Annotated in this window: 4 protein-coding genes; 2 read left to right on the top strand and 2 right to left on the bottom strand. The window is 74.6% G+C overall.

Annotation, left to right across the window (positions count from 1 at the left end; all coding sequences use genetic code 11):
• Together FNQ90_RS12645 and glnII are read right to left on the bottom strand one after the other, a co-directional pair.
• The coding region (locus tag FNQ90_RS12645; protein ID WP_182606467.1) for a hypothetical protein at positions 1-1,726 on the bottom strand (1,726 nt) is incomplete at its 3' end.
• A 372-nt stretch (positions 1,727-2,098) separates the two neighbouring features.
• Positions 2,099-3,118, bottom strand: coding sequence for a glutamine synthetase (gene glnII / locus FNQ90_RS12640; protein ID WP_182606466.1), 1,020 nt, complete (start codon positions 3,116-3,118; stop codon positions 2,099-2,101).
• Between the two features lie 148 nt (positions 3,119-3,266).
• On the opposite strand from glnII, the gene FNQ90_RS12635 reads away from it, so the two are divergent.
• Positions 3,267-4,163 (top strand): Gfo/Idh/MocA family protein, encoded by an 897-nt coding sequence (locus tag FNQ90_RS12635; protein ID WP_182606465.1) that lies wholly within the window; start codon positions 3,267-3,269, stop codon positions 4,161-4,163.
• Positions 4,164-4,501: 338 nt separating this feature from the next.
• On the top strand, positions 4,502-4,900 hold a 399-nt coding region (locus FNQ90_RS27340; protein WP_323379919.1), incomplete at its 3' end, for a polysaccharide deacetylase family protein.

Here is a 4,900-nt window from a genome sequence, read left to right as displayed (position 1 = left end):
CCCACCCCGCGCTCTCCCCACCGCCGGGCAGCTCCTGCCGGGCGAACTCCCACACCCCCACCGTCCGCACACCGGAACCGGCGAGCGTCGACAGGTGGCAGGCGGTCGAGGCCCACACCTCCCGGGCCCCCTCGTCCGGCGACGCGTCCGGGTCGACTCCCGGGCCACCGGAGGTCAGCTGGACGGGGGTCAACTCACCCAGGTCCGCCATCGGGTACGGGCCGGGGCCGGCGGGGTCGGCGGTGGTGAACTCCAGCACCGGGTACGCCCCGCACTCGGTGTCCCCGGCCGGGGTCGGCAGCGCGTCGGTGGCGCCGTGCCCGTCCACCGCCACCGGCCTCCCCTCGTCACCGGTCTCCCGCAGGTCCCGCACGAGGGCGGAGGAGACCCAGGGGGCGGTGAGGTACCGGACGGTGCCCTCGCCCCGGTTGAGGACGACGACGGAGGCCATGGCGCCGTGCGCCCCGTCCGTGCGGGCCAGGTCCAGCACCGCGGGCCCCCCGCCGGCCCCGGCCGCCTCGGCGTACCGCATCAGTCGCAGGCCGTCGTGCATCAGCACCACGACCGCGCCGTCCACCTCACCCGCGTACAACAGCCGGGGCGGCCCCGCCGGGGGACCGGGATCGGTGCCCCGGGTGGTGGAGATCGTCACCCGTGCGTCGGGGGAGGCCCAGGCGGCCAGCACCCGGTCCAGCAGCTCCCGGTCGCGGGCGGCCGGGCCCCGGGCGGGCCAGGAGGTGAAGTCGAGCCGTCCCGCCCGCTCCCAGGCGCCGGCGTCCGCGCGCAGCAGCAGGGACGGGTCGGCGGCCGCCGACCCGGGTGCCCGGCTTCCCCCGTCGCCGGGCTGCACCGCCATCAGACCGGCGATCAGGGCCAGCACACCCGCGGAGACGAGCGCGGTGCGGGTGCGGCGTCGGCGCCGCACGAGGTCGGTCGGGCCGGCCCGGAGGAGACAGGGGTCGGGTACCGGCAGGGCCTCCGCGGCGGTGGGCCCCGGTTTCCCCGTCCCGTCGGTCCCGGCGGCCCCGTCGGATTCGGTGCCCGACGCCCGACCGGCGAGCGCGTCGGCGGCGCGCACGGCGGCCCGGGCGATGTTCTCCCCGATGTCGGCCTCCTCCAGCAACCGGCGGGTGACCTCCGGGTCGAGTCCCTCCAGGTACCGCAGGGCGAAGGCGGCCCGGGTGGGGGACGCGGCGGCCGTCAACTCCTGTTCCGGGCCCGTCCCGGCGGCCCCGGCCGGGCGGGGGAGGAACCGCAGCCCGAACACCCGCGGGAGAATCCCGCCGGGACGGCGCGGTGACACCCGCGCGAGCAGGGGGAACTCCCGCCCGGCGATCCGGGGCGGCCGGCCCGCGTCCAGCGCGGCGCGCAGCACCCGCTGCCGTACGTATGTGTAGGCCGGGTCCTCGGGCGCGCCCCCCGCCGCGCCGTCCCGGCCGGCGGCGCGGGGGGACGGCACACCGCCGCCGACCCGAACGATCCGTCCGCGCGGCAGTGCCGCCTGGGTGATGCCGTGGGCGGCGAGCACCCGGCGGTGGTGGCCGAGCGAGGAGGGCAGGACGAGGTAACCGAGCCGTACGAGGCGGTCGTAGTGCTCGATGATCGCGGCCTCGGCTCCCTCCGGGCCGACCTCCGCGGTCGGCCGGGCCGTGTCACGGTCCGGTGTGCCGCGGGGCGGGGCGGACGGGACGGTCGAGGCGGTCGGGACAGCATCGGTGGGAGACACGCCGTGCTGAACGAGTGAACCGGCGACATGTCACCGCTCGGCGTCCCCTTTTCACCCCATGGGGTGAGCTTTCCCCCGGTACGACCCGGAGGGATTGACCCGGGGAGGAGGGGAGGCCGCCCGCGGCGGTTGGTGCCGGGCCGACGGCCCGTGGCCGGGACGACCGTCACCGGGAGGGCGAGGGCGTCGATCATGGCGCCGAAGGCGGTCCGCGAGAGACGCCGACGGGCTCCCGCGCTCCCGGGGACGGGCACGCGGAAGGCGCCCACCCGAGGGGGGTGGGCGCCTTCATCGCTCCCGTGCCGCGCGAGCTGCCGACGCGGACGGGGGTCGGGGAGCGGGAGCCCGGCGGCGCGCCGCCGGTGGACCCGCTCAGACCTGGCCGGACTTCTCCAGCCGGGTGCAGACGGTGTCGACCATCAGGCGGGTGACCACGTAGGGGTCGCAGTTGGCGTTGGGGCGCCGGTCCTCGATGTAGCCCTTCTTGTCCCGCTCGACCTGCCAGGGGATGCGGACCGAGGCACCGCGGTTGGAGACGCCGTAGCTGTACTCGTTCCACGGGGCGGTCTCGTGCAGCCCGGTGAGGCGGTCCTCCACGCCCACGCCGTAGTTCTTCACGTGCTCCAGCGGCTTGCCCTCCTCACCCAGGGACTCGCAGGCGTCGATGATGGCGTCGTAGCCCTCGCGCATCGCCTTGGTGGAGAAGTTGGTGTGCGCGCCGGCACCGTTCCAGTCCCCCTTGACCGGCTTGGGGTCCAGGGTGGCGGAGACGCCGAAGTCCTCGGCGGTGCGGTAGAGCAGCCAGCGGGCGACCCACAACTGGTCGGAGACCTCCAGCGGACCGAGCGGGCCGACCTGGAACTCCCACTGACCGGGCATCACCTCGGCGTTGATGCCGGACAACGACAAACCCGCCTTCAGGCAGTTGTCCAGGTGGCGCTCGACGACCTCGCGACCGAAGATCTCGTCCGCGCCGACCCCGCAGTAGTAACCGCCCTGCGGGGCGGGGAAACCACCGGCGGGGAAGCCCAGCGGGCGGGCACCCTCGAAAAAGGTGTACTCCTGCTCGATGCCGAACAGCGGCTCCTGGGCGGCGTACTTCTCGGCGATCGGCCGCAGTCGGGCACGGGTGTTGCTGGGGTGCGGGGTGCCGTCGGTGTCGTACACCTCGCACAGCACCAGTTTGTCGTCGCCGCCGCGGATCGGGTCCGGGCAGATGAAGACCGGCTTCAGGACACAGTCCGAGGAGTGGCCCTCGGCCTGGTTGGTGCTGGAGCCGTCGAAGCCCCACTCCGGGGGTTCCGCGCCGTCCGCCAGGATCCTCGTCTTCGAGCGCAGTCGGGCGGTCGGCTGGGTGCCGTCGATCCAGATGTACTCGGCCCTGTGACTCACGCTGGTGCTCCTTCGGGGGGTCGTCGCGGGTGCGGTGACGCGTCCGCCACCCTCACCAGGACCTTTTTCGGGTCCGTTGCCCCCCTGTTAAACGGCCGTGAACAGCCGCTTCCGTAGGATTGGAGGACAAAGTGAGGAGAACATGCACATGCGTTTCGGACTGCTGGGCACCGGCCCCTGGGCCCGCAATACACAGGGCCCCGCCCTGATCGACCACCCCGATGCGGAACTCGTGGGGGTCTGGGGACGCCGGCCGGAGGCAGCCGCCGAACTGGCGAACGATCTGGGCACCGCCGCCTTCGCGGACGTGGACGAGTTGCTGGCCGGCTGTGACGCGGTGGCCGTGGCCCTGCCGCCCCACGTCCAACCCGAGCTGGCGGTCCGGGCAGCCGGTGCCGGATGCCACCTGCTGCTCGACAAGCCGGTGGCGAGCGAGCCGGCGGACGCCCGTCGCCTGGTGGCGGCCGTGGAGGAGGCCGGGGTCGCCTCGGTGGTCTTCTTCACCCTGCGCTTCGCCCCCCAACCGGCCGAGTGGATCGCCGCGCAACAGGAGGTCGGCGGCTGGCTGACGGCGCGGGCCCAGTGGCTCTCGGCGGTCCTGGGAGGCAAGCAGAGCGCCTACTCGGCCTCCCCCTGGCGCCGGGAGCGCGGCGCGCTGTGGGACGTGGGGCCGCACGTCCTCTCGCTGCTGCTCCCGGTGCTCGGTGACGTCACGGACACCGACCGGATCGCGGCGGTGCGCGGTCCGGGGGACACCGTCAACCTGCTGTTGCCCCACGTGACCGGCGCCGTGTCGACGGTCACCCTCAGCCTCACGGTGCCCCCGGAGGCGGCGGTGGTGGAGGCCGAGCTGCGCGGCCCGGCGGGGGCGGTCCGGCTCCCCGAGCGCGATCGCGGGGTGGCCCCGCTCGCCTTCGGACGGGCGATCGACGCGTTGCTGGAGGCGGCGCGGAGCGGTGAGCCGCACCCCTGCGACGTGCGTTTCGGCGCCCGGGTCACGGAACTCCTGGCCGTGGCGGAGGAGCGGGCCGGAAAGGGGAGCTGACCCCGCCGGGACCACCGGTCCCGGGAGATGTCCCACCGCCCCCGCCGGGTTCGCGATCCGGCGGGGGCGGTGGTGTGCGGGCCCTCCGGTGGGCCGCGCCCGATCGGGTGTCGCCCACCGGAGGGCCCGCGTGGTGTGATTTCTCCAGGCGGACAACATGAGAACAGTAAGGTATGACAAATGGGTCATCTGACAAGAAGTTCGGTGGGTGGCGCACCTTCCCTGGGCGGCGTTCCCTTCTCGGCGCCGTCGGATGCGTCGGATTGCTGGGGCTCAACCGCCTCCTGGTCGACGAGCCCGATCGCCTCACCCCGGCCCCGCTTCCGGGAGGGGGCGGTGTGAGCCCCTCGGCCGGGGGGAGCGGGGCCCCCGGGGCGACCGGGGACGCGTACCGACTGAGGCCCTTCACGGGTGGGGCCGGTCCGCAGGCGCCGCACGGCGCGGTGCCGGTGCGGGAGGCGGCCCGACTGACCCTTCCGGCGAACGGCGCCCGCCGGATCGCCCTCACCTTCGACGACGGGCCGCACCCCGACTGGACCCCGCGCATCCTGGAGATCCTGCGCCGACACGGGGCGCCGGCCACCTTCTTCGTCATCGGGGAGAACGTTCGCGCCCACCCCGACCTGCTGCGGAGGGTCGCCGCCGACGGCCACCTGATCGCCAATCACTCGTGGTCCCACCCCCGTCTGGACCACCTGACCAGGGCCCGGGCTGGCTCTTATACGCATCTCTCGGCC

This window comes from Streptomyces alkaliphilus, assembly GCF_014141535.1.
Classification (GTDB): domain Bacteria; phylum Actinomycetota; class Actinomycetes; order Streptomycetales; family Streptomycetaceae; genus Streptomyces; species Streptomyces alkaliphilus.
The sequence above is the reverse complement of the archived record's forward strand: the minus strand, read 5'-3'. Positions and strand labels throughout refer to the sequence as shown.

Coding starts and splice junctions, on each gene's coding strand:
- FNQ90_RS12635 (WP_182606465.1), top strand. CDS start 3,267: ATGCGTTTCGGACTGCTGGGCACCGGCCCCTGGGCCCGCAATACACAG.